Raw genomic sequence first — 21,182 nt, forward strand, 5'->3', positions numbered from 1 at the left:
TCTCAGGCGGCTTGCAGGGCGGGGGCGGGCAGGCGGCGGATCGAGGCGTGCATCCAGATCGCGCAGGCCGCGACCAGCAGGAACAGGACCGCGAAACAGCTGGACCACAGCCCGGTCTGGTCCTTGAGCCAGCCGAACAGCAGCGGCAGGATAAAGCCGCCCAGGCCGCCGATCATGCCCACGAGCCCGCCGACCGCGCCGACGTTCTGCGGATAATAGGTCGGGATGTGCTTGTAGACGGCGGCCTTGCCGAGGCTCATGAAGAACCCGAGGACAAAGATCACCGCCAGGAACAGGCCCACCGGCACGCCCGCGGGCAGCGCCAGGGTCGCCGTCGCGACCAGCGACACGGCGAAGGTCGCATACATCACCTTGCGCGCGCCGATCCGATCCGACAGCACACCGCCATAGGCGCGAAAGATCGAGGCGGGGATGGAATAGGCCGCGCCGACCATGCCCGCCGTTCGGACGTCGAAGCCGTAGACGCCGATCAGGTAATGCGGCAGCCACAGCGCCAGCGCGACGAAGGCTCCGAAGCTGAAGAAGTAATAGGCCGAAAAGCGCCAGACCTGCAGGTTCTTCAGCGGCGCGAATTCGGCCCGCAGGCTGCGCAGGGGCGCGCGGGCGCCGCGGCGCGAGGCGGTCACCGGGTCGTCCGTGCTGAACAGCCAGAACAGCAGCGCCGTCAGCGCCAGCGCGGCGGCCCAGATCTGCGCGGTGGCCTGCCAGCCCCAGGCCAGCATGACGAAGGGGGCGACGAACTTGGTCAGCGCTGCGCCGATGTTGCCGACGCCGAAGATGCCAAGCGCGGTGCCCTGCCGCTCGCCCTCGAAAAAGCGCGACACATAGGCTACGCCCACCGCGAAGGACCCGCCCGCCAGCCCCACGCCCAGGGCCGCGACCAGCAGCTGGGGATAGGTCTCGGCCCGGCTCAGCAGGAAGGTGGCAAGCGCGGCGGCCAGCATCGTCAGCGTATAGACGCGCCGCCCGCCCAGCCGGTCGGTGGCGACGCCCAGCACGATGCGGACCAGCGATCCGGTCAGGATGGGCATGCCGGCCAGCAGGCCGAACTGCGTCTCGGTCAGGTTCAGCTCCCTGCCGATCTGGATGCCGATGATGGAAAAGATCGTCCACACGGCAAAGCAGATGGTGAAGGCAAAGGTCGAAAGGACCAGCGCGCGGCTGGAATCGGGTAAGACTGTCGCGGACATGGATGCTCCGATGGCGAAACTGGGGGCAGTGGCTGTCGGAAAGCGGCACAAGCGGTCGGGACGCCCCTTGGGGGTCCTGCGGCGATCCGCAGCGTGACGCTTTCATCGGGAATGCCGCATCGTTGCGAGCGGGCCTGTGGCGCGCCATTGCGCCGGGCCATGTCCCTTGATCGCCTGTGCCGGGTGCCATCGCAAGCCTGGGATCCGGCCCAACGCAGGAAAACGGCCTGCCGCGCGAAAATGATGCGGGCGCGGCGTCCGTTGCCTGCGGTTTCGTCAGTTTGTGGACGCGGGCGCGGCGGGGTCGAAGGTGAAGCCGTCGAAGAACCCGTCGGCACCCAGAATCATCTGGCCCTTTTCGGCGGCGACCAGGCGGTCCTGGGGCAGGGCGCCTTCGACCCGGGACGAGGCACCGGGCAGCGCCGCGCCGGCCGGGCGCAGGTGCTGGCGATAAAGGTCGGTGCGGAAATGGCCCATCGCCGCCTGCATGGCGGGGCCGGGGTCCAGACCGTGCCGTTGTGCAATGCGGTGGGCGAAGAGGGCCGCGCGGCTTTTCCACGGAAAATTTGCCGCGCCATCGTGAAACGCGATGAAGTGTGCGTCCTGCCGCATGTCGCCGTCGGGCGTGACCATCAGGCGGCCGGTCAGGCCCCGCTCGGCCAGTTCGGGGGACAGGTCCAGATAGGCCGGGCGGGACAGGATGTCGGCGGCGGTGCCACGGTTCTGCGCCTCGTCCAGCCAGCGGCAGGCCCGCCAGACGGCGCGCATCAGGCGGCCGGTGATCTCGGGCCGGCCCTCGGCCAGGTCGCGGCGCATCACCAGCCCCTTTTCCGGCGCGGCCGCCCAGATCGCGTTGCCCGGCAACAGCAGCGCGGCAAGGCCGCGTTCGACCGCGAACGAGGCCCAGGGCTCGCCCACGCAAAAGACGTCGACCTCGGCCGAGGCGAGGGCGTCGGCCATCATCGGCGGCGGCACGGTCGTCACGCGCACATCGCCGACGCCGCAGGCGCCCAGCCAATGCGCGATCAGCTCGTGCTGGGTCGAAAAGGCAAAGGGCACCGCCACCCGCAGCCCCTGGGGCGCGACGGCGCGCAACGCAAGACCGGCGGCACGGGCGTCGTCAAAGGCGAAGTCGTGGCCCCGCGCGCGCAGCCGGGCGGTCAGATCGCGGCTGACGGCGACCGCCTGGCCCCCCTGCGACAGCACCATCAGCAGGTCCAGCGCCGGCATCCGCGGCCCCAGCCCCATGGCCTGCGCGACCGGCATCGGCACCAGCATATGCGCGGCATCGACCAGCCCCGCGCCCAGCATGTCGCGGCTTTGCGCCCAGGCGGTCTGGCGCACCAGATCGAGGCCCAGCCCTTCCTCGGCGGCAAAGCCCAGCTCATGGGTGACGACCAGGGGCGCGGCGTCGATCAGCGGCAGATAGCCCAGGCGCAGCGGCGTCAGGTTCATGTCAGAAGCCCCGCCGCCATGACCAGCTGCTGGGCGATCTCGGCCACGCGCTTGCCCTGGTCCATCGCGGTCTTGCGCAGCAGGGCATAGGCCGCTTCCTCGTCGATTCCGCGCGCCTTCATCAGGATCGCCTTGGCGCGGTCGATGATCTTGCGCTCCTCCAGCGCGGTGCGCATCGACGCCAGTTCCGCCCGCATTCGCTGGAACAGGTGAAAGCGCGCGATGGCAGCGTCCAGGATCGGCTGCAGCCGGTCGGCGCGCAGCCCGTCGACGACATAGGCGGAAATCCCGGCCTCGATCGCGGCGCGGGTCAGCTGTTCGTCGGACTGGTCCACGAACATGGCGACCGGCCGCTCCATGGGGCCCGAGGCCAGCGCCAGTTCCTCGAGGATGTCGCGCGAGGGGTTCGCAAGGTCGATCAGCACCACGTCGGGGCGCAGTTCGGCGATGCGGCGCGCCAGGCCGGTTTCGCCCGCGATGATGCGGATGTCGTGATCGCCCGCATCGCGCAGGCCGGCCATGATCGGTTCGGCCCGGTCCGGGTCTGGTTCGATGATGACGATTGAGAGCCGCTTGTCCATCTGCCTTCCGGGCCGGTGCCTTGCCGGATCAATGACAAGCCGCGCGCCGGAATGCATCGCATGGAGGCGCGGTATCGGTGGCTGGGGCGATGTCTGCCCATGTGCTGGGCAGATCGCGCGCCGGATGCCCGTCCGTCAGGCATCCTCGCGCACGGCGCTGCCCGCGCCGGGCTGGCGGGCGATCAGCCGGGCGGCATCGGCCAGGGGCAGCAGCGGCGGCATCGCGGTGGGCGTGGCCAGGTAATGCGGGCTCCAGTCCGGATCGAACTTGTCCTTGAAGGCGCGCAGCCCCTCGAACTTGTAGAAGCTGCCGCCGTGGCGAAAGATCAGCGCCCCGAAGCGGTCCCAGACCCGGCGCGAACGGTTCGGGTCAAGCCCGGCCAGCGGCGCCATGCCCAGCGAAAAGGCCGGATAGCCGCGTTCCTTCAGCGCCAGCATCAGGGCGGTGAACATGAACTCCATCGTCCCCGAGGGCGCGTCCGAGCGGTGCCGCATCAGGTCGATCGAAGCCATGGCGTGGCGGTCGGTCGTCATGATGTTGCCGAATGCGACCAGCCGGCCATCCTGGCGCACCAGCGCCAGGGCCCAGCGATCCAGCCACTCCGGGTCGAAGCGGCCGACCGAAAAGCCCTTCTCGCGCGATTTCTTGGCCGCCAGCCATTCGTCGGAAATCGCCCGCAGTTCAGCCATCAGGGCGGGGTCGTGCGGCGGCATGGCGATGTCCAGCGTCAGCCCGTCCCGGCCCGCGCGGGCATAGGTGGTGCGCAGCCGCTTGCGCTGCGGCCCTTCCAGGGTAAAGCGGCGCAGGTTCACGACCGCCTCTTCGCCCATCTTGTGCAGCGTCATGCCCAGGTCCAGCATCAGCGGCACGGCCTCGGGCCCGACCTCGTAAAAGATCGGCCGGGCGCCGGCGCGGCGGGCGGCATCGACAAAGCTGTAGGCGACTTCCTCGCAGGCTTCCTCATCGCCCACGGGGGGGCCATAGGCGATCCAGCTGGAGCCCGCGACGCCGAACATCAGGAAAGCGTGCTGGTTGTCGGACAGCATGATCGCCTTGTCCCCGGTCAGCACGAAGCCCGCGTCGGGGTTCTCGCCCGCCATGGCGATCTGGCCGGCGATTTCCAGCGTGCGCGGATCGGGGGGCGCGGGGCGAAAGCGCGGGATGCGCAGCAGCAGGAACAGCGACCCGAGGCCGACCAGCAACCCCGCCAGCAGGCCCGAGCGCAGCGCGCGCGGCGCGCGTTCGTCGGCCGCGAATTGCCACCAGAGTTCGTTCGAATAGGGCGTTTCCTTGTGCGAAAAGAACAGCACGAAGCCAAAGCCCACCAGCGCCGCCACGATCAGGGCGATCCAGCCCGGCGTCAGCGCCGAATGGGTCAGCATGGACCGGCGGTGAAAGGCGCGGCGGAACGGCATCAGGATCAGCACGAACAGGACCAGCGCGCCGGCCTGTTGCAGGTCCGCGCCCTCCAGCACGGCAAAGACCGCGCCAGCGAGCATTGCCCCGACCGTCAGCCAGAACGCCCCCAGGCTGCGCCGCACGACGCCCAGCGACAGCACGATCAGCGCCGCGCCAAGCGCGCTGGACAGCAGCACCGAGCCTTCGACGAAGGCCAGCGGAAAGAAGCTTTCGGCCAGTTCCGAGGTCTCGGTCATCGGCGGCAGCACGGCCGAGACGCTCATCCACAGGCCCGAATCGAAGACCATGACGGCCAGCAGCAGCGGCGCCAGCGGCGTCACGGCGCGCAGGGCGGGCTCGATGGCCGCAAGCCCGCGACCCAGGGCCGATGCGGGGCTGCGCCGGCCCAGCACGCGCCAGCCCTCGTAGACGGCAAGCAGCACCAGGGCCAGGGCAAAGGGCATCAGGTAATAGATCAGCCGGAACAGCAGCAGGGCGGCAGCCACGGTGTCGATGGGCACGCTGGGCGGCATGGCGGCGATGATGACGCTTTCAAAGACGCCGACGCCGCCTGGAACGTGGCTCAGGACGCCCGCCATGGTGGCGGCGGCAAAGATCGCCAGGAAGGTCGGAAAGCCGATCCCCGCGTCGGGCAGCAGGACATAAAGCGTCAGCGCCGAAAAGCAGATGTCGCCCAGGCAGATGAACAGCTGCGTGCCCAGCACCGACAGGCCCGGCGCGTGCAGACGGAACCGGCCGATGCGCAGTTCGCGCCGGGTGCTCCCAGCCCACAGCAGCGGCAGGATGACCGCCAGGATCGCCGCCAGCGCGAACAGCCGGATGCTGGCCTGGGGCAGGGGCAGCAGGGGCCCCAGCGCGCCCGGGTGCATCGCCAGCGCCGTGAAGCCCAGCAGCGAGGCCGCGATCCCGAAGGACGCCGCCGTGAAGGTCGAGATCGCCGCGATGTCATAGCCGTCCAGCCCCAGGCCCGAATAGACCCGCCAGCGCACCGCCCCCCCGGTGATCGCCGAAAGTCCGATGGTGTTGCCGAAGGCATAGGCCATCAGCCCGCCGGTCATCGCGACCGGCAGGGGCAGGGGCTTGCCGATATGGCGCAGCGCCGACCAGTCATAGCCCGCCAGGAACAGATAGCCCGCGACCGTGGACAGGACGGCAAGCCCGGTGACATGCCAGGGCGTGGCGCGGATCTGGTTCGCGACCTCGTGGATGTTGACCGGGGCCAGCAGCTTGTTCAGCGCGTAAAGCCCCGCCGCGAACAGCAGCGAGGCCACGACATAGGGCAGGAACTGCCGCCAGAGCGCGGGCGAGCTCGGGTCCTCGATCGGGGCAGGCCGCGGGGGCGTGGGCTGGGCGCTCATGGTCTCGTGCTGGAATCGGGGCCGGGTCTGTCGGGTCGGGTCGGATAGGTTCCCGGCTGCATAGAGCAGCCGGCCGTCGCGGAAAAGTCGATACAGCGGTATGGTAGATCGCGCCGCCCGGGCTTGCCCCGGCGCGCGCCATCCGGCAGGGTCCGGCGGCCGCGGGCAAGGGGGGGACGACGATGAGCAAGGGACAGGGCATGGACGGACGCAGCCTGCTACGGGGCCTCGGGCCCGCGATCGCCCCGGGTCGTCCGGTCGAGGCGCTGCGCGCGGCCCTGGGCGCGGCGCTGGGGCTGGGCGTCTCGGGGTTCTTCATGCTGGCGGGCCGGCTGGACCCGGTGCTGGGGCTTTATCTGATCGCGCCCTTCGGGGCCAGCTCGGTCCTGCTGTTCGCGGTCCCGAACAGCCCGCTCGCGCAGCCCTGGTCGGCGCTGGTCGGGAACGGCGCCGCCGCCGCCGCGGGCGTGCTCGCCTGCATGGTCATTCCCGATCCCCTGGCGCGGGTCGCCGTGTCGGTCGGCGGCGCCATCGCCCTGACCATCATGCTGCGCGCCGTGCATCCGCCCGCCGGCGCCGTCGCCATGACCGCCGCCCTGAACCCCGAGCCGATCGAGAAGCTGGGCTTCGGCTTCGTGCTGGCGCCGGTGCTGACGGGAACGCTGATCCTGGTCGGCATGGCGATGATCTATGCCCGGCTGACCGGCCGCCACTATCCGCTGCGCCAGTTCGACGAACCCGGCCCTGCGGGCACCGCCGACCACCCCGCGCCCGAGCGGCTGGGCCTGGCGCGCGAGGAACTCGAGGAGATCCTGCGCAACTATCGCCAGTCGCTGAACCTGGGGGTCGAGGACCTGGCGCGGCTGATCGGCGCGGCCGAGATGCAGGCCGCGGGCCATCGCGCCGACCCCATGCCGGCCGAGGCCTTCATGTCGCGCGACCTGGTGACCGTCGCCCCGGAAACCCCGCTGGCCGAGGTGGCCGAACTGTTTCGCGCCCATGGCTTCACCTCGATCCCGGTGGTCGAGGAGGGGGACAAGTATCTGGGCATCATCTTCCAGATCGACCTGATCCGGCTGGCGGCGCATCCCGGCCCCGGGCTGCGCGCCCGGCTGCTGTCCCAGCCCGAGGCGCTGAGCGCGGGCCAGGTCATGCGCCGCGACATTCCCCATGCCGCCCCGGGAAGCACCATCGGCGCGCTGCTGCCGCTGCTGTCGGGGCCGGGCGCCCATGCGGTGCCGATCCTGAACCGCGGGCGCATCCGGGGCATCGTGACGCAGACCGACCTGATCGCGGCCCTGGCCCGGCAGTTGCTGCGGCCGCGCGCCGCGCCGCCCGCCTAACGGCGGCGCAGCCAGTCCTGCATGTCGCGCTCGGCGCTGCGCAGCGCCTCGGCGTTCAGCGCGCCGCTGGTCAGGGCGCAGGCGACGGCGCGGACGCGCTTGTTCATGACGCCTTCGGCCACGGGCAGTTCGACCGCCAGCTTTTCGTAAAGCGACAGCAGCCGGTTCTGCACCGTGCGCTCTGACATGCCGCGCCGGCGCGCGATCTCGCGGTCGGGCAGGCCAAGCGCCATGTCCAGCAGAACGGTATATTCGCTTTCGCTCAGCCCCTGGGCGGGGCGCGACTGGCGCTGCTGCAGGCGGTGGATCTCGCGGTCGACGACCACCTGGCCTTCGACCAGCACGGCGCGCATGGCCAGGTGCAGCCGCTGGACCGGCGCGGTTTTCAGCACATAGCCATAGGGCGAGCCGGGCGGCACGATGCGCGTCAGCCCGCGCAGATAGGCTTCGTCGGCGTAGTTCGACCAGAACAGGATGCGGGTTTCCGGGCGTTCGGACCAGATCGTGCGGGCGGCGTCGATGCCGTTGCGTTCCTTCATCTGCAGGTCCATGACGACGGCCAGAACGCCCTTGCGGGCCATCGCCTCGCCCTCGCGGCCGTTTTCGGCGGTCAGGATCTGGCTGGCCTCGGGCAGGGCCTGGCCGACCGCGTCGCGCAGGAAGGCCGCGTGCAGGGGGTCGTCCTCGACCAGCAGGATCTTCATGGCGGGCCCCCCGCGGGCAGGCTGACGGAAACGCTGGTGCCGGTCCGGCCCGAACGGACCGAAAGCCGCGCGCCGATCAGCTGGGCGCGGGTGCGCATGTGCGACAGGCCGCCTTTCTTGCGGCTGCGGCGCACGTCCTCGGGCAGGCCGCAGCCATCGTCGGCCACGGTGATGCGCAGGCGCGGCTGGGCCGCGATGCGCACGTCGATGCGCCCCGCGCGGGCGTGGCGGCCGGCGTTGTTGATCGCCTCCTGCACGATGCGGAACAGGGCGATCCGGGCCACCGGGTCCAGCGCGTCGGGGGCGCCCTGGCTGTCGTCCTGCACCTCGACCTGGGCGCCGCCCGCGGCCCGTTCCAGATGCACCCGCACCGCATGGGCAAAGCCGAACATGTCCAGGATCGAGGGCACCGCCGTGTCGATGATGCGCCGCAGGTCGGCCACGCAATCGTCCAGCCGCGCCAGCACCGTTTCCGCGTCCAGCGCGCCGGGGCGCGACAGGTCGCGCATCAGCCGCGACAGGTCCGCCAGGGTCTGGTCGTGCAGGTCCATGCCGATGCGTTGGCGTTCCTGTTCCAGCGCCTGGGTCAGGTCGCGCGCGCCCAGCCGCAGCCCTTCCTCGCGCGCGCGGGCCTCGGTTTCGACGATGGCGGCCTGGCGCGACCGTTCCGCCTCGCGCAGCGCGAACAGATAGGGCGAGATCAGGTCCGCCACATAGCGCGCCGCCGCCACGTCGCGCGGCCCGTAGCGCCCTGGCGCAAAGGACGAGATGCTGAGCGCGCCGATGATGTCCCCCGCCACCACCAGCGGCGCATGGACCCGGGCGCGCAGGTTGTGGTCGTGGATCGGGGCGCAGAACACGCCCGGAAAGGCAAAGCGCGGATCGGCGGTCGCGTCCTCGGTCAGGATGTGATCGACATGGCCCCACAGCAGCTCGCGGATCGGGCTGTTCTGGACGCCTGCCGTCTCCTTGCGGCCCCAGGCGGTCTCGATCCCGGTCTCGTAGGCGGCCGACAGGGTTCCGTCGTGGCGCAGCAGGCACAGGTCCAGGTGATCATAGGGCAGGAAGCGGCTGATTTCCTGCGCGACCGAACGGATCGCCGACAGGAAGTCCAGCCGCCCCGCCAGCGCGCGCGAGATGCGGAACAGATGCGGCAGCAGCGGCCCGGGATCGACCTCCTGGTCCGAAAGCTCGCTCATCCCCTCGTGCACGGCGCGCCTCCGCTGGTGTCCCTCGGGGCGACGATGCCACAGGCGCCGGCCTGCGTCCAAGCGGTGCCGCGCCGAACTTGCGGGTTTCCGCAAACGGCGCGCGGAAAGATGCAGGTCCGGGCTCAGTTCCGGTCTAGGCAGCCTGCCGTCCCGCCCTATCCTTGACCCCGGAGGACGGCGCCCGGCGCCGGGACATGAAGGGGGAGGACTCAAGGATGACCCGCAAGGGACTGCTGCTGACGGCCGCGACGATCCTGGCCATGGGCGGGACGGCGATGGCCGACACCGCGCAAAAGCGCATCGCGCTGTCGAACAACTATGCCGGCAACAGCTGGCGCCAGGCCATGCTGGAAAGCTGGAAGCGCGTGACCGACAAGGCCGTGGCCGACGGCATCGTCGCCGCCGCCGACGCCTTTACCACCGCCGAAAACCAGGCGACGGAACAGGCCGCGCAGATCCAGAACATGATCCTGCAGGGCTATGACGCGATCGTGGTCAACGCCGCATCGCCCACCGCGCTGAACGGCGCCATCAAGGAGGCCTGCGACGCGGGCATCACCGTCGTCAGCTTCGACGGCATCGTGACCGAGCCCTGCGCCTGGCGCGTCAAGGTCGATTTCAAGAAGATGGGCGCGGACGAGATCGCCTATCTGGCCGGCCGCCTGCCCGACGGCGGCAACCTGCTGGAGATCCGGGGCCTGGCCGGCGTGTCCGTCGACGACGAGATCCACGCGGGCATCGAGGAGGGCGTGAAGGCCCACCCGAACTTCAAGGTCGTGGGGTCCGTGAACGGTGACTGGGCGCAGGACGTGGCGCAGAAGGCGGTCGCGGGCATCCTGCCCTCGCTGCCCGAGATCGCGGCCGTGGTGACGCAGGGCGGCGACGGCTATGGCGCGGCGCAGGCCTTTGCCGCCGCCGGGCGGCCGATGCCGATCATCATCATGGGCAACCGCCAGGACGAGCTGAAATGGTGGGCCGAACAGCGCGACGCGAACGGCTATGAAACCATCTCGACCTCGATTGCGCCGGGCGTCTCGACGCTGGCGTTCTGGGTCGCGCAGCAGATCCTGGACGGGGCCGAGGTGCCCAAGGACCTGACCGTGCCCTTCCTGTCGGTGACGCAGGAAACCCTGGACCAGGCGCTGAAGGATACGCCCGAAGGCGGCGTCACCAACGTGGACTACACGCTGGACGACGCCAAGAAAGTGATTGCCGGAACCAACTGATGGCAGGCATCGAAGGCGAGGATCGGGCCGGGGCGCAAGCCCCGGCAGCGGATGGTGGCGGCGCGGTCGTGCGCCTTGAGACGGCGTCGAAAACCTTTGGCGCGCTCAGGGCGCTGGACCGTGTGGACCTGGCCATCCGCCCCGGCGAATGCCTGGGGCTGGTCGGCCACAACGGGGCGGGAAAATCGACCCTGGTGAACCTTGTCACCGGCCTTTTCGCGCCTTCGGACGGGCGTGTGGTCTATCCCGGCGCCGACGGTCCCCTGCAGGCCGGCGTCCGTGCCATTTCCCAGGAAGGCACGCTCTGCCCGAACCTGACGGTGCTGGAAAACCTGTCCGTCGTGCAGCGCGACCTGACCGGGCCGGGCTGGCGCGGGCGGGCCGCGGACCGGATCGGGGCGGCGCTGGACGCGATCTTTCCCGGCCACCGCATCCGGCCCGACCGGATGGTCGCCGACATGACCCTGGCCGAGGCGCAGATGGCCGAGATCGCCATCGGCTTCGCCGAAGGGCCCATCCCCGCCCGGCTGGTGGTGCTGGACGAGCCCACCTCGTCGCTGGACGCCTCGATCGCGGCGCAGCTTCTGGCGCATGTCCGCCGCTTTTGCGCCGAAGGGGGGGCGGTGGTCTTCATCTCGCACATGCTGGGCGAGATTTTCGCCGTCGCCAGCCGCATCGTCGTCATGCGCGATGGGCAGGCGATCGCCGACCGACCGGCGCATGGCTTCAGCCGCCGCGGTCTGGTCGATGCCATGGGCCATGTCGCGGCCGAGGACGATCACCCCGCCACGCCCGCCGCGCTTGCCCGCGCCCTGGGCGACAAGAGCGCCGCGATCCTGCGCACCCCGGAGGGGATCGCGGCGCGGCGCGGCGAGATCGTCGGCCTTGCCGGCCTTGCCGGTCACGGCCAGGCCGAGGCGCTGGCGCGGTTCTATCTGGCGCAAAGTTCGGACTGGCGCAGTTCGGCCCGGCCCCGCGCGGCCTTTGTCGCCGGCGACCGGCGGCGCGACGGGATCATGCCGGTCTGGTCGATCCGGCGCAACCTGACGCTAGCGGCGCTGGACACGCTGCTGCGCCGGGGCCTTGTGGACCGCGACCGCGAACGCGAGATCGGCGCGAACTGGCAGCGGCGCATCGGCATCCGCACGCCCGACATGGGCAACCCCATCCTGTCGCTGTCCGGCGGCAACCAGCAAAAGGCGCTGTTCGCGCGGGCCCTGGCCACCAGCGCGCCGGTGATCGTCATGGACGACCCGATGCGCGGCGTCGACATCGGCACCAAGACCGAGGTCTACGACATGATCCGGCACGAGGCCGCGCAGGGCCGCACCTTCCTGTGGTATTCGACCGAGATGGACGAGATCCGCAACTGCGACCGCGTCTTCGTGTTCCGCGACGGCGCCATCTCGGCCGAACTCGAGGGCACGGCCATCACCGAGGAAAACGTCCTGGCCGCCAGCTTCGAATTCGGGGAAACCGCCGCATGACACGGCTGATCAACCCGCGCCTGGCGCTGCCGGTGCTGTCGCTGGCCGTCCTGGTCGCCGCCGTCTTCTGGTTGCAGCCCCGCGCCATGAGCTATGTGGGCGTGAACCTGCTGTTCAATCTGGCGGTGCCCATCGCGCTGGCGACGGTGGCGCAGATGGTCGTCATCATGGTGGGCGACATCGACCTGTCGATGGGCGCCTTCGTCAGCCTGGTGGCCTGCATCACCGCCGCCATCCTGCCGGTCAATCCCGTGCTGGGGGCCTTGATGCTGGCGGGCTGCGTGCTGGCCTATGCCGCGCTTGGCGCGCTGATCGAGGCGCGGGGCCTGCCGGCCATCGTCGTGACCCTGGGCATGTCCTTTGTCTGGGGGGGTGCGGCGGTGCTGATCCTGCCCTCGCCCGGAGGGACGGCGCCGGGCTGGCTGACCGGGGTGATGAAGGCCAAGCCCCCGCTGGTCCCGATGGCCATCGTTGCCAGCGTGCTGATCGCCGCCGTGGCGCATCTGGTCATCATGCGCTCAAGCTTCGGGGTGCGGCTGCGGGCGCTCGGGGGCAATGCGCGGGCCCTGTCGCGCGCGGGCCGCTCGACCGTGGCGCTGCGGGCCTGGGCCTATGCGCTGGCGGGGCTGTTCGCGGTGCTGTCGGGGATGGCGCTGGTCGGGCTGACCACCTCGGGCGACGCCAACATCGCGCTGCGCTATACGCTTTTGTCCATCGCCGGCGTGATCCTGGGCGGGGGCGAGTTCACGGGCGGTCGGGTGTCCCCGGTAGGCGCGGTGATCGGGGCGCTGACGCTGACGCTGGCGGGCAGCTTCCTGTCCTTCCTGCGGCTGTCGCCCGACTGGCAGATCGGCGCCCAGGGCGCGATCCTGATTCTGGTGCTGGCGGCGCGGCTGGTCGTGCGCCAGGCGGAGAAACGTTCATGACCATGACCATGACCTTGCACAAGGCGCCCTGGTTCTGGGCCTGGGTCGCGGCCCTTGCGGCGTTCCTGGCCACCTGGTCGCTGAGCACCGGAGGCGGCGGAGCCGCCCTGGCGGTCGCCGCGCTGACCTTCGGCAGCTTCTCGGTCCTGACCGGGCTGGGGCAGATGCTGGTCATCACCCTGGGCCCCGGCAACACCGACCTGTCGATCCCGGCCACGATGACGCTGGCCGCCACCCTGTCGCTGAAGCTGATGGCGGGCGCGGGCGGGATCTGGATCGCCGCCGGGCTGGTGGCGGCGCTTGCCATCGGGGCAGGGGTCGGGGTCGTCAACTTCGCGCTGATCCGGCTGCTGCGCATCCCGCCGATCATCGCCACGCTGTCGGCCAGTTTCCTTTACCAGTCGCTGGCGATCTGGTCGAACCGCGGTCTGCGCATCAAGCCGCCCGCGGCGCTGGCCGAATTCACCACCGGCCGGGCGCTGCTGGGTGTGCCGAACCTGGCCTGGGTGGCCCTGGCGATCAGCGTCGTGTTCTGGGTGCTGCTGAACCGCTCGGGCTTTGGCCGGCGCGTCTCGGCCATCGGGCAGAATCCGCGCGCGGCGCGGCTGGCGGGGGTGCCGGTCGCCCGCACATCGGCCGCGACCTATGTGATCTCGGCGGTGATGGCGGCGCTCGCCGGCTTCCTGCTGGCCTGCTTCTCGGGCGGCGCCGCGCTGAACATGGGGGCCGAGTTCCTGCTGATGTCCATCGCCGTCACGGTGATCGGCGGCTCGTCCATCGCGGGGGGCAATTCCAACGTGCCCGGCATCTGGGCGGGCGCGCTGTTCATGTATCTGATCGTCTCGATGCTGAACTCCTACGGGCTGGGGGCCGGGGTGCGGCTGCTGTCGACGGGGATCATCATCATCGCCATCGTCGCCGTGGCCAGCGGCAGAAAGGGCTGAACCCATGTCCATCTATGACCGGCGCGACCCGCGCTTTCGGGCGCTGATCCATCCGAACGCGGGGCTGCACCAGATCGGCAGCGGCTTTGAATGGGCCGAGGGGCCGGCCTGGTTTCCCGCCGCCCAGATGCTGCTGTTTTCCGACATCCCGGCGCATCGGATGATGCGCTGGACCGCGCAGACCGGCTGCAGCATCTTTCGCGAGGATTCGGGCTATTCGAACGGCAACACCCGCGACCCGCAGGGCCGGCTTGTCACCTGCCACCACGGGCTGCGCGCCGTGACGCGGACCGAGCACGACGGCAGCCTGACCACGCTGGCCGCCCAAGGCCAGGGCCGGCGGCTGAATTCCCCCAACGACGTGGTGGTGAAGTCCGACGGCTCGGTCTGGTTCACCGATCCGACCTATGGCATCCTGTCGGACCTCGAAGGCTACAAGGCCGCGCCCGAACAGGCCGGCAGCTTCGTCTGGCGCATCCCGCCCGGAGGCGGCGCCCCGTTGCCGGTCTGCAGGGACTTCACCCAACCGAACGGGCTGTGCTTTTCGCCCGACGAAAGCCTGCTCTACATCGCGGAATCGGGGTCGAGCCACGATCCCTCGGTGCCCCCGGTCATCCGGGTCTATGACGTCGCGGGCGATGGGCTGGGACAGGGCCGCGACTTCGCGACCGTCGATGCCGGCCTGCCCGATGGCATCCGCTGCGACGCGGCCGGCAACCTCTGGTCCTCGGCCGCCGACGGGGTGCATGTCTTTGCCCCCGACGGCACGCTTCTGGGCAAGATCCTGGTGCCCGAGGTGGTCTCGAACCTGTGCTTCGGCGGGCCGCGCGGCAACCGGCTGTTCATCACCGCGACGACCAGCCTTTACATGCTGGCCGTCGATGCCTGCGCCGCCGGCTGGCCCGGTCAGGGCGCGGTATAGCCGCCGTCGACCAGGTGATAGCTGCCGGTGATGAAGCTGGCGTGGTCGGACAGCAGGAACAGGACCAGGCCCGAGATTTCCTCGGACCGGCCCAGCCGCCCGATCGGGTGCTTGCCGATCAGCCAGCTGCGCTGGTCCTGGTCCATGTGCGACAGCAGCGGCGTGTCGATGAAGCCGGGCCCGACCGAGTTCACGCGGATGCCCTTGTCGCCGTATTCCATCGCCGCCGACTTGGTCAGCCCGACGACGGCGTGCTTGGCCGCGACATAGGCGGGCGACCCGGCGAATCCGACGGACCCCAGGATCGAGGCCATGTTGACGATGGCCCCGCCGCCCGCGTCCAGCATTGCGGGAATGCCGAACCGCATGCCGTAGAAGACGGCGTTCAGGTTGACGCCGATGACCTTGTCCCAGGCCTCCAGCGGGTATTCCCCGGTCGGCGCGCTTGCCCCGCCGATGCCGGCGTTGTTGACCAGCAGGTGCAGCCCGCCGTTGTCGCGGGCCAGATCGACCAGCCGCGACACCGCCTGGGGGTCCGACACGTCGCCGCCCGCCGCCAGCGCCTGGCCGCCCTCGCCGCCGATCCGGTCCGTGACCCTTTGCGCGGCGTCTGCGTTCAGGTCGGCCACGATCACCTTGGCGCCGGCCCGCGCCAGGTCCAGCGCAATCGCCTCGCCGATGCCCGAGCCTGCGCCCGTCACCAAGGCGGTCTTTCCATCAAAGCGGATGTCCATGGCATGTCCTTTCTGGTTCGCGGGCGCGCTGCCGCGCCCGTGTGGAACAGCGTGCCGCCGCCCGGGTTCCGGCCCGGGCCTGCGGCCTTGCGTCACAGATAGCGGCCCCGCCGCTGCAGCACCTCGATCTGATAGCCGTCCGGGTCGGCGACGAAGAAGAAGCGCGCGATCACCTCGCCCCCTGGTGCAAAGTCGACCAGCTTGCGCGGCGCCAGGCCCAGGGCGGTCAGCCGCGCATGTTCGGCGTCGACATCCGCGACCGAAACGGCCAGATGCCCATAGCCGTCGCCCAGGTCATAGGGTGCCTCGCGGTTCTTGTTGATCGTCAGTTCCAGCTCGAACCCGGTTTCGTCATTGGACAGATAGACCAGCGTGAAGCTGTCGAAATCCAGCCTTTGCGCCACCCGCAAGCCGAACGCCTGGCCGTAGAAATCAACCGAGCGTGCCTCGTCCAGCACCCGGATCATCGAGTGGATCATCTTTGCCATCGGGTTTGCATCCTTTCGCCCCTGTCGCGCGCATGGTTCCCCGGCCGGCGCAAAGATGCAACCGGCGCTGGAGCTTCGGGACCGGATATGCGATCAATTCCGGGCACTGGCACGGACCCGATTGCAAAGGAAATCAGCATGATCATTAAGCCCGCCGCCTTGAAACCAGGCCGCCGCACCGTGATCGGCATGGGACTGGGCCTTGCCGCCCTTGGCCTGGGTGCCCGCAGCCCGGCGCGCGCCCAGGGCCAGCCGACGCTGTATTTCTCGGCCATTCCCGATGACGACGAAACCCGGCTGATGCAGCGCTTCTCGGGCGTCGCCGCCTATCTGGAACGCCAGCTCGGCGTTCCGGTGCGCTATGTCCCGGTCAAGGATTACGCGGCCTCGGTCGTGGCCTTTCGCAACGACCAGATCCAGCTGGGCTGGTTCGGCGGGCTGACCGGCGTGCAGGCGCAGCTGGCCGTTCCCGGATCGCAGGCCATCGCCCAAGGGGACGAGGACGCGCGCTTCGTGTCCTATTTCATCGCCCACGAGAGCACCGGGTTGCAGAAATCCGACGGCTTCCCGATGGGCGCGCGCGGCCTGAGCTTTACCTTCGGCGCGCAGACCTCGACCTCGGGGCGGCTGTTCCCGGATTATTACATCCGCAAGGAAACGGGCGAGGCGCCGGACCAGTTCTTTTCGCGCGTGGGCTTTTCGGGGGATCACGCGCAGACGCTGCGGCTGGTGTCGACCGGGGCCTATCAGGTCGGCGCGCTGAACTATACCGTCTATGAAAAGGCCGTGGCCGAACAGGCCCCCGAGGTCGCGACCACCCGCGTGATCTGGCAGACGCCGCCGTTCCCCGATTACAACTGGACGATCCGGGGCGATGTCGATGCGCGGTTCGGCGAAGGCTTCATCGAGAAGGTCCGCGCCGCCCTGATCGGCATGACCGACCCGGCGCTGCTTGAATCCTTCCCGCGCAAGGCGTTCATCCCGACCTCGAACGAGGCCTATCAGCCGATCCTGGAAACCGGCCGCGCGCTGGGTCTGCTGGACTGACCGCCGCCGATGCTGCGGATCGAGGGCGAGACGCTGGGATACGGCGACCGGGCGGTGCTGGCCGACCTGCGCTTTCACCTGCGCCAGGGCGAGCGCGTCGTCCTGCTGGGCCGCAGCGGCAGCGGGAAAAGCACGCTGCTGAACGCGGCCTATGCGCGTCTTGCCCCCGAACACGCCGCGCGCATCGCGCTGGTGCCGCAGGAACACGGGCTGGTGCCGCAGCTTTCGGTCTTTCACAACACCTACATGGGGCGGCTGGACCGCCATTCGACGGCCTGGAACCTGCTGAACCTGGTCTGGCCCCAGCGAAGCGCGCGCGCCTCGGTCGATCTGGCGCTGGACCGGGTGGGCTTGGCGGGCCTGGCGCGGCGGCCGGTCGGCGCCCTGTCGGGCGGGCAGAAGCAGCGTACCGCGCTGGCGCGGGCGATCCATCGCGGCGGCGATGTGCTGATCGCGGACGAACCCGTCTCGGCCGTGGACGAACGCCACGGGGCCGCGCTTCTGGACCTGCTGGCGGCGCGGTTTCCGACCATGCTGGTCGCGCTGCATGATGTGGCGCAGGCACGGCGGCTGGCCAGCCGGATCGTCGGCATCCGGGGCGGGCGGCTGGTGCTGGACCAGCCCGCGCAGGCGGTGACGGATGACCAGATCGACGCGCTTTACCGTGTCTAGCCCCGCGCGCGGATATGCGCCCGGCCGCATCGGCACGGCGCTGGCCTTCGTGGCTCTGGGGCTGGCGCTGCTGCCCTTTGCGGACCTGGGCATCGCCGGCCACGCCCCCTGGGCCGAACTCAGGCGCATGGTCTCGGGTCTGATGGCGCCCGATTTCGGCGCGCTGGAGTCGCTGGCCCGCACGGCGGGGCTGACCGTGGCCTTTGCGCTGTGTGGCGTCGCCCTGGGCGCGGCCTGCGGCTTTGCGCTGGCGCCGCTTTACAGGCTCGGCCCGGTGCGGCTGGGCTGTGTCGCCATCCGTGCGGTCCACGAACTGTTCTGGGCCATCCTGCTGATGCAGGTCACGGGCCTGTCGGCCACCACCGGCATCCTGGCCATCGCGATCCCTTATGCGGGCATCTTCGCCAAGGTCTTCTCGGAATACCTGGACGAGGCCGACCCCCGCCCCGCCCGCGCCATGCCGCCGGGCGCCGGGGTCCTGTCGGTGTTCTTCTATGCCCGCCTGCCGCTGGTCTTGCGCGAATTCGGGACCTATGCGCTTTACCGGCTGGAATGTGCGCTGCGGTCCAGCGCGGTCCTGGGCTTCATCGGCCTGCCCACCCTGGGGTTCGAGCTGGACAGCTTTTTCCGCCAGGGCATGTACGGCGCCGTCGCGGCGGTGCTGATCGTCTATTACGCGATGATCGCCAGCATGTGGCTGTGGATGCGCTGGCGGCTGGCGCCGCTTTACGTGCTGAGCTCGGCTGCGTTCCTGGCGACGCTTGCGACCCCGCCGATGGCGCCCGGCGCGCTGTGGCGGTTCCTGACCAGCGACATCGTGCCCGCACCCCTGCGCGGCGGTGAGCTGAGCGACGCCGCGACCTGGCAGCGCTTCGCCGGCTGGCTGGGCGATCTTCTGTGGCACCAGGCGCTGCCGGGACTGGGGGCGACGATGGTGGTGGCGCAACTTGCGCTGGTCCTCGCGGGGCTTGTCGCGCTGCTGGGCTTTCCGCTGATCGTGCCGCGCATCGCCGGCCGCTGGGGGGCGCTGGCAGGCCATCTGGGGCTGGTCGTCGGGCGATCGACGCCGGAATACATGCTGGCCTATGTGATGCTTCAGATCCTCGGCCCCTCGATGCTGCCGGCGGTCATCGCGCTGGGGCTGCACAACGGCGCGATCATCGCCCATCTGGTCGGCCGTCAGTCCGACCATGTGACGCGCGACCTGCGTCCCGACGCGCCGCGCGGCGTCGACCTTTACACCTGGGAGGTGCTGCCCCGCATCTACGGCAACTTCCTGGCGCTGTGCCTTTACCGATGGGAGATCATCGTCCGGGAATCGGCGATCCTGGGGCTTTTGGGCATTTCGACCCTGGGGTTCTACATCGGCACCGCCATCCAGGAAATCAGGACCGACCGTGCCGTCGTTTTGCTGGCGGTGACGGTCCTGGTCACGGTGCTGATCGACCTGGTGTCGCGCCGCAGCCGTGCCCGCCTGGGGCTGAGCGTACGCATTCGGCAGTCGCAGGACGGGGCAGAAAACGAGACGGCTGCCGAGGCCTTGGGCTGAGCGGACATCCATGGTGATCTGACACACTAGTATCTTGGTGTGTCTTGACTCCCGGAGCAAGGGAATGCGGCCCAACCCCCTCGACCGTGGGCAAGCGCACGGGGATCGTCGGGCTTGGCAATATCGGCCGGGCCATCGCGCGCCGGTGCGAGGCCCTGGGCCACCGGATCGGCTATTTCGGGCGCAGCCGAAAGCCGGTGGATTACGACTTCTTTCCCGACCTGACGGCGCTGGCCGGCTGGGCCGACATCCTGATCGTGGCGACCCCGGGCGGGCCCGAGACCGAGGGGCTGATCTCGGCCCCGGTGATCGCGGCGCTGGGACCGGAGGGAACGCTGGTCAATGTCGCGCGCGGCACGGTGGTGGACGAGGGCGCGCTGGTCGCGGCCCTGCGCGATGGCCGCCTGGGCTCGGCCGGGCTGGACGTCTATCTGAACGAACCGCGGCCGGACCCCGCGTTCGCGGCGCTGCCGAACGCGGTGCTTTATCCCCACCACGCCAGCGGGACCGAGGAAACCCGCGACCGCATGGCCCAGTTGACGCTGGACAACCTGGCGGCCTTCTTCGCAGGCCAGCCGTTGCCGACCCCGGTGAACTGAAGCTGTGCCGGCCTTGGCACGCCTTCGTTGCCAGTGGCAGGAAGGGTGATCGCCCGCTAGAACGGGCCAGCCCGCTTGCCATTTCCCGGAGGTCGACGATGACGCTGACAGACTGGACCCCACGCCCGCGCCCCGCGCGCGCGCCGCTGGAGGGTCGCTATGTGCGCCTTGAGCCGCTGGCGCAGGATCATGCCCCGGCGCTGTTCGATGCCGCCACCGCTCCGGGGGCCGAGGACCGCTTCCGCTGGCTGTTCGAAACGCCGCCTGAAAGCCAGGACGCGTTCGGCGACTGGCTTGAACGGGCCGCCCGTTCCGACGATCCGCTGTTCTTCGCCGTCGTGGATCGGCGGACCGGCCGCGCCGAGGGACGGCAGGCGCTGATGCGCATCGACCAGGGCCACGGCGTCATCGAGATCGGCAATATCATGTGGGGTCCGGCCCTGCAGCGCACGCGCATGGCGACCGAGGCGCTGTTCCTGTTCGCCGATCATGTCTTCGACCTTGGCTACCGGCGCTTCGAATGGAAATGCAACGCCTTGAACGCGCCCTCGAAACGGGCCGCGGAACGATTCGGCTTCCGGCCCGAGGGCGTGTTCCGCCAGCACATGGTCGTCAAGGGCGAAAGCCGCGACACGGCCTGGTTCGCGATGACGGACGGCGACTGGCAGCGGCTGCGGCCGCTTTACCTGGCATGGCTGCACCCCGACAACTTCGACGCCGCAGGCCGGCAGAAGGAGCCGCTGCGGATATAGCGAGGGGGGGCGTGCGGGCGCCGTTCAGCCGTCAGCGCGGGCTGACGTCAGGGGTGGTGAGTCCTCTGCCCTGCCTCCGCATTCGTACGGGAAATGGCCGGGCGCACCGATACCAAGCGAAACCCTGGTCGGCCGGTTGGACCGCGCCCTGGATGAGGCCAAGGCGCCGCTGGCTGCTGGTCGACATGAAGTCGGACTGGGCGCAGGTCTTCCGCCCCGCACCGCAAGAAGGCGCCCCGGTTAGCCCAGTCCGCTTCATGCGACCAGGGCTTGCGATCATGCGGGTTTGCGCACACGGTGGGATGCCACGCTGCCTGTCTCAGGGTTCGGCCTGCAACTGTGTGATTGCGGCGGCGGCGATGATATCCTCGACCGAGCATCCGCGCGACAGGTCGTTCGCGGGCTTTGCGAGGCCCTGCAGGATGGGGCCGATGGCGGTCAGCCCGCCCAGACGCTGCGCGATCTTGTAGCCGATGTTGCCCGAGGCGAGGTCTGGGAAGACGAAGACGTTGGGGCGTCCCGTCAGGGCGCTGTTTGGCGCCTTTTTGGAACG

General features: G+C 69.9%; 20 protein-coding genes. 11 read left to right on the forward strand and 9 right to left on the reverse strand.

All coding sequences use genetic code 11. The features are described from left to right. Window positions 1-2 precede the first annotated feature (2 nt). From BU28_RS0113670 to mprF, 4 genes are all read right to left on the reverse strand, one after another. On the reverse strand, window positions 3-1,211 hold the full coding sequence (locus tag BU28_RS0113670; protein WP_028719984.1) for an MFS transporter: 1,209 nt from the start codon (window positions 1,209-1,211) through the stop codon (window positions 3-5). 276 nt (window positions 1,212-1,487) lie between these two features. Then, window positions 1,488-2,666: an ABC transporter substrate-binding protein gene (locus BU28_RS0113675; RefSeq protein ID WP_028719985.1), complete on the reverse strand. Its 1,179-nt coding sequence runs from the start codon at window positions 2,664-2,666 to the stop codon at window positions 1,488-1,490. Further along, entirely contained in the window at window positions 2,663-3,247 is a 585-nt protein-coding gene (locus tag BU28_RS0113680; RefSeq protein ID WP_028719986.1) for an ANTAR domain-containing response regulator, read from the reverse strand. Before BU28_RS0113680 ends, BU28_RS0113675 begins: the two co-directional genes overlap by 4 nt. Window positions 3,248-3,382: 135 nt before the next feature. Beyond that, window positions 3,383-6,025 carry a bifunctional lysylphosphatidylglycerol flippase/synthetase MprF gene (gene mprF, locus BU28_RS0113685; protein ID WP_051578195.1) on the reverse strand — a complete coding sequence of 881 codons (2,643 nt, stop codon included), beginning with the start codon at window positions 6,023-6,025 and terminating at the stop codon, window positions 3,383-3,385. A gap of 182 nt (window positions 6,026-6,207) precedes the next feature. Between mprF and BU28_RS0113690 the strand changes: the two genes are divergently transcribed. Further along, window positions 6,208-7,368: an HPP family protein gene (locus tag BU28_RS0113690; RefSeq protein ID WP_028719988.1), complete on the forward strand. Its 1,161-nt coding sequence runs from the start codon at window positions 6,208-6,210 to the stop codon at window positions 7,366-7,368. Here BU28_RS0113690 and BU28_RS0113695 read toward each other — a convergent pair. Then, window positions 7,365-8,072, reverse strand: coding sequence for a response regulator transcription factor (locus BU28_RS0113695; RefSeq protein ID WP_028719989.1), 708 nt, complete (start codon window positions 8,070-8,072; stop codon window positions 7,365-7,367). The two genes, BU28_RS0113690 and BU28_RS0113695, sit on opposite strands and share 4 nt — an antisense overlap. Next, complete coding sequence (locus BU28_RS0113700; protein ID WP_036762917.1) at window positions 8,069-9,271, reverse strand: GAF domain-containing sensor histidine kinase; 1,203 nt, start codon at window positions 9,269-9,271, stop codon at window positions 8,069-8,071. The genes BU28_RS0113695 and BU28_RS0113700 overlap by 4 nt, the downstream gene beginning before the upstream one ends. A gap of 227 nt (window positions 9,272-9,498) precedes the next feature. Here BU28_RS0113700 and BU28_RS0113705 point away from each other — a divergent pair, with 227 nt between their 5' ends. Genes BU28_RS0113705 through BU28_RS0113725 form a run of 5 tightly spaced genes read left to right on the forward strand, consistent with a single transcriptional unit; the run spans window position 9,499 to window position 14,788 of the window. Beyond that, window positions 9,499-10,509 carry an ABC transporter substrate-binding protein gene (locus BU28_RS0113705; protein WP_028719991.1) on the forward strand — a complete coding sequence of 337 codons (1,011 nt, stop codon included), beginning with the start codon at window positions 9,499-9,501 and terminating at the stop codon, window positions 10,507-10,509. Continuing rightward, entirely contained in the window at window positions 10,509-11,996 is a 1,488-nt protein-coding gene (locus BU28_RS0113710; protein WP_081791384.1) for an ATP-binding cassette domain-containing protein, read from the forward strand. Before BU28_RS0113705 ends, BU28_RS0113710 begins: the two co-directional genes overlap by 1 nt. Continuing rightward, a complete protein-coding gene (locus BU28_RS0113715) occupies window positions 11,993-12,922 on the forward strand; it encodes an ABC transporter permease (RefSeq protein ID WP_028719993.1) in 930 nt (309 codons plus the stop codon). Before BU28_RS0113710 ends, BU28_RS0113715 begins: the two co-directional genes overlap by 4 nt. Further along, on the forward strand, window positions 12,919-13,866 hold the full coding sequence (locus tag BU28_RS0113720) for an ABC transporter permease (RefSeq protein ID WP_036762919.1): 948 nt from the start codon (window positions 12,919-12,921) through the stop codon (window positions 13,864-13,866). Before BU28_RS0113715 ends, BU28_RS0113720 begins: the two co-directional genes overlap by 4 nt. A gap of 4 nt (window positions 13,867-13,870) precedes the next feature. Further along, a complete protein-coding gene (locus tag BU28_RS0113725; protein ID WP_028719995.1) occupies window positions 13,871-14,788 on the forward strand; it encodes an SMP-30/gluconolactonase/LRE family protein in 918 nt (305 codons plus the stop codon). Here BU28_RS0113725 and BU28_RS0113730 read toward each other — a convergent pair. Together BU28_RS0113730 and BU28_RS0113735 are read right to left on the reverse strand one after the other, a co-directional pair. Beyond that, the gene (locus tag BU28_RS0113730; RefSeq protein ID WP_028719996.1) at window positions 14,773-15,522 is read right to left on the reverse strand and encodes an SDR family NAD(P)-dependent oxidoreductase; all 750 of its coding nucleotides are present in this window, start codon (window positions 15,520-15,522) and stop codon (window positions 14,773-14,775) included. The genes BU28_RS0113725 and BU28_RS0113730 overlap by 16 nt on opposite strands. Window positions 15,523-15,614: 92 nt before the next feature. Beyond that, window positions 15,615-16,010, reverse strand: a complete 396-nt coding sequence (locus tag BU28_RS0113735) for a VOC family protein (RefSeq protein WP_028719997.1) — start codon at window positions 16,008-16,010, stop codon at window positions 15,615-15,617. A gap of 138 nt (window positions 16,011-16,148) precedes the next feature. Here BU28_RS0113735 and BU28_RS0113740 point away from each other — a divergent pair, with 138 nt between their 5' ends. The 5 genes from BU28_RS0113740 (at window position 16,149) to BU28_RS0113760 (ending at window position 20,629) form a co-directional block, all read left to right on the forward strand. Then, a complete protein-coding gene (locus tag BU28_RS0113740; RefSeq protein ID WP_081791385.1) occupies window positions 16,149-17,057 on the forward strand; it encodes a putative selenate ABC transporter substrate-binding protein in 909 nt (302 codons plus the stop codon). 9 nt (window positions 17,058-17,066) lie between these two features. Next, window positions 17,067-17,729 (forward strand): ATP-binding cassette domain-containing protein, encoded by a 663-nt coding sequence (locus BU28_RS0113745; protein ID WP_028719999.1) that lies wholly within the window; start codon window positions 17,067-17,069, stop codon window positions 17,727-17,729. Next, complete coding sequence (locus BU28_RS23045; RefSeq protein WP_051578196.1) at window positions 17,698-19,278, forward strand: PhnE/PtxC family ABC transporter permease; 1,581 nt, start codon at window positions 17,698-17,700, stop codon at window positions 19,276-19,278. The genes BU28_RS0113745 and BU28_RS23045 overlap by 32 nt, the downstream gene beginning before the upstream one ends. Before the next feature lie 86 nt (window positions 19,279-19,364). Then, entirely contained in the window at window positions 19,365-19,877 is a 513-nt protein-coding gene (locus BU28_RS23050) for an NAD(P)-dependent oxidoreductase (protein WP_233145069.1), read from the forward strand. A gap of 98 nt (window positions 19,878-19,975) precedes the next feature. After that, window positions 19,976-20,629, forward strand: a complete 654-nt coding sequence (locus BU28_RS0113760; protein WP_028720000.1) for a GNAT family N-acetyltransferase — start codon at window positions 19,976-19,978, stop codon at window positions 20,627-20,629. Window positions 20,630-20,948: 319 nt separating this feature from the next. Here the strand turns inward: BU28_RS0113760 and BU28_RS0113765 are convergent. Beyond that, window positions 20,949-21,182 (reverse strand): phosphate acyltransferase (locus tag BU28_RS0113765; RefSeq protein WP_028720001.1); only part of this gene is annotated, 234 nt, incomplete at its 5' end.

Source organism: Paracoccus yeei ATCC BAA-599 (assembly GCF_000622145.1).
Classification (GTDB): Bacteria; Pseudomonadota; Alphaproteobacteria; order Rhodobacterales; family Rhodobacteraceae; genus Paracoccus; species Paracoccus yeei.

Coding starts and splice junctions, on each gene's coding strand:
- mprF (WP_051578195.1), bottom strand. CDS start 6,025: ATGAGCGCCCAGCCCACGCCCCCGCGGCCTGCCCCGATCGAGGACCCG.
- BU28_RS0113725 (WP_028719995.1), top strand. CDS start 13,871: ATGTCCATCTATGACCGGCGCGACCCGCGCTTTCGGGCGCTGATCCAT.
- BU28_RS0113740 (WP_081791385.1), top strand. CDS start 16,149: ATGATCATTAAGCCCGCCGCCTTGAAACCAGGCCGCCGCACCGTGATC.
- BU28_RS0113675 (WP_028719985.1), bottom strand. CDS start 2,666: ATGAACCTGACGCCGCTGCGCCTGGGCTATCTGCCGCTGATCGACGCC.
- BU28_RS0113690 (WP_028719988.1), top strand. CDS start 6,208: ATGAGCAAGGGACAGGGCATGGACGGACGCAGCCTGCTACGGGGCCTC.
- BU28_RS23045 (WP_051578196.1), top strand. CDS start 17,698: ATGACCAGATCGACGCGCTTTACCGTGTCTAGCCCCGCGCGCGGATAT.
- BU28_RS0113735 (WP_028719997.1), bottom strand. CDS start 16,010: ATGGCAAAGATGATCCACTCGATGATCCGGGTGCTGGACGAGGCACGC.
- BU28_RS0113670 (WP_028719984.1), bottom strand. CDS start 1,211: ATGTCCGCGACAGTCTTACCCGATTCCAGCCGCGCGCTGGTCCTTTCG.
- BU28_RS0113730 (WP_028719996.1), bottom strand. CDS start 15,522: ATGGACATCCGCTTTGATGGAAAGACCGCCTTGGTGACGGGCGCAGGC.
- BU28_RS0113745 (WP_028719999.1), top strand. CDS start 17,067: ATGCTGCGGATCGAGGGCGAGACGCTGGGATACGGCGACCGGGCGGTG.
- BU28_RS0113715 (WP_028719993.1), top strand. CDS start 11,993: ATGACACGGCTGATCAACCCGCGCCTGGCGCTGCCGGTGCTGTCGCTG.
- BU28_RS0113710 (WP_081791384.1), top strand. CDS start 10,509: ATGGCAGGCATCGAAGGCGAGGATCGGGCCGGGGCGCAAGCCCCGGCA.
- BU28_RS0113695 (WP_028719989.1), bottom strand. CDS start 8,072: ATGAAGATCCTGCTGGTCGAGGACGACCCCCTGCACGCGGCCTTCCTG.
- BU28_RS0113705 (WP_028719991.1), top strand. CDS start 9,499: ATGACCCGCAAGGGACTGCTGCTGACGGCCGCGACGATCCTGGCCATG.
- BU28_RS0113680 (WP_028719986.1), bottom strand. CDS start 3,247: ATGGACAAGCGGCTCTCAATCGTCATCATCGAACCAGACCCGGACCGG.
- BU28_RS0113700 (WP_036762917.1), bottom strand. CDS start 9,271: ATGAGCGAGCTTTCGGACCAGGAGGTCGATCCCGGGCCGCTGCTGCCG.
- BU28_RS0113760 (WP_028720000.1), top strand. CDS start 19,976: ATGACGCTGACAGACTGGACCCCACGCCCGCGCCCCGCGCGCGCGCCG.
- BU28_RS0113720 (WP_036762919.1), top strand. CDS start 12,919: ATGACCATGACCATGACCTTGCACAAGGCGCCCTGGTTCTGGGCCTGG.